This is a genomic window from Wenjunlia vitaminophila DSM 41686 (assembly GCF_000380165.1).
Taxonomy (GTDB): Bacteria; Actinomycetota; Actinomycetes; order Streptomycetales; family Streptomycetaceae; genus Wenjunlia; species Wenjunlia vitaminophila.
This window is the reverse complement of sequence record NZ_KB904640.1, coordinates 1-1,883: the sequence shown is the minus strand read 5'-3', so window position 1 is coordinate 1,883 and position 1,883 is coordinate 1. Positions and strand designations below refer to the sequence as shown.

At 71.9% G+C, this 1,883-nt stretch carries 1 protein-coding gene; it reads right to left on the bottom strand.

The genetic code is table 11. The features are described from left to right. Positions 1-74 precede the first annotated feature (74 nt). On the bottom strand, positions 75-1,883 hold a 1,809-nt coding region (locus tag A3IG_RS28485; RefSeq protein ID WP_018382143.1), incomplete at its 5' end, for a sugar-binding protein.

Below are 1,883 nucleotides of genomic sequence, written 5' to 3'. Positions count from 1 at the left end.
GGGGCCGGGCGCTGTCACGCGGTCCCGGCCCCACCGGTGGGAGGAGAGCGGTCGTGCGCTGCGGTGGACTACCGCTACGCGTCGGTCAGTTGGACGGCCCGCAGACCGCTGGAGATCTTCGAGTTGTTGGCGATGCCGAAGCCCCACTCGACCACACCGCGTCCCCGGCCGTCGTTGTCGTTGTCGTTGACCACGACGCCGAGGCCGACGGAGGAGGTGGGTTTGCCGGCCAGGCCGAGGGAGGCCCAGGGGACGGTGATCCTGTAGCGGGTGGTCGTGCCGTCGCGGACGACGGTCGCGGTGGCGCCCGGGGTCGGACCTGCCTGCTGCCCGGGCGGGGGCCGCCAGGTGTGGACCCGCGGGACGCCGTTGACCAGGGACGCCCCGACCTCGACGTACTGCTTGCTGCGACCCGGGTGGTCGGGGGTAACCGCGAGCTGCACGCTGTCGCCCTGCCACATGTTGGCCGGGTCGGTGACGGGCTGGTGGAGGGCGTTGTCGGTGACCGTGGCGCTCAGCACCAGGCCCTCGTCGGTGTACTGGGGGCGCACGGTGCCGGAGAGGTCGGTGGCGCCCTGGTAGCCGTTCGGGTAGCTCTTGCTGGCCTGGGTGGCCAGGTCGATGGGTGTGGCGGTGGAGACGCCGTCGGGTTGCACGGCTCCCCAGCCGGTCCAGGTGCCGACGGGGGTGCGGACTCCGTCCACGGTGATGTGGGCCGCGGCCCAGTAGCGGTTCCACGCCTTGGCGTTCCGCACGTCCACGGTGAACGACCTGGAGGAGTTCGCCGGGACCTGGAACGTTCCGGCGGCGGTGCCGCGGTCCACGTAGGCGGTGCCCTCGTTGACCTGCCACTCCAGCGTGGAGACGTCCAGCGCCGTGCGGTCCCGGTTGTTGGTGACGGTCACCGTGAGCTGGGTGGCCAGCGGGGACGCCGCCCTCACCCTCGGGTCGAGGGTCACCTGGGTGGCCTGCTGGACCTCGGTGGGGGAGCTGACCCGGGCCAGGGTGATCGGCCCCGAGGTGACCTCTCCGCTGACCTCGCGCGGCCCGCTCTTGGCGGAGGTGGGCAGCTCGATGGTCCTGCGGGTGACCTGCCCGGGCGCGGCGTCCATGGGGAACGCCTCGCCGTTCACCTGGAAGCTGACCTTACGCGGCAGGTTCTGGCCCCCCGCCGTCCGGTCGGCGACGAGGGTGGCCCGGACGGTCTCGGCGGTGTTGGTCTGCTCGGGCACCTGGACGGAGAAGACCGGGGTGGTGACGGCCTTGACGTTGGTCACCGCGCCCTTGGCGTACAGGACGCGGCCGTCCAGGGTGAGCTGGATCTTGCCGCCGGTGGGGGTGTAGGTCCTGGCCCTACCGAACTGGTCGGTGACGGTGACGCGTTCGGTGGTGGACAGCTCGACCGTGCGCGGGGTGTCAGCGGTGGTCCACAGGGTGCGGACGGTGTCGGAGCCCGACCCGAACCGGTAGGACCGCACCTCCGCCGCGCCCGCGTCGTCCCGCCCCGCGAACACGCGCCCGGCGAGCTGGCGGGTGAGCACGCCCTGGGTGACCACCGACGGCTTGGGCTGCCAGGCGGTCACCGAGCTGCTCGGACGTCGGAAGAGACCGAAGTTGTGCTCCTTCTCATTGGCGTCGGTGCCGTCGTTGAACGCGTCGTACCAGTAGTAACGGTCAACGCCCGACGCGAAGGCGAACACCTCGGCCCGCGGCAGGTACGCGGCCTGCTGGGCCTCCGTGACGCCGTCGTTGTGGGTGGGGTAGCCGTTCTCGTCGAGCCACAGCGGTTTGTCCTGGCCGCCGGCGGCGTCGAGGTCGGCGCGGATCTGGGGGAGCGTGGCCAGGGCTTCCTCGGGGGGCTTGGGGTAGCCGTAGTGGTGGAC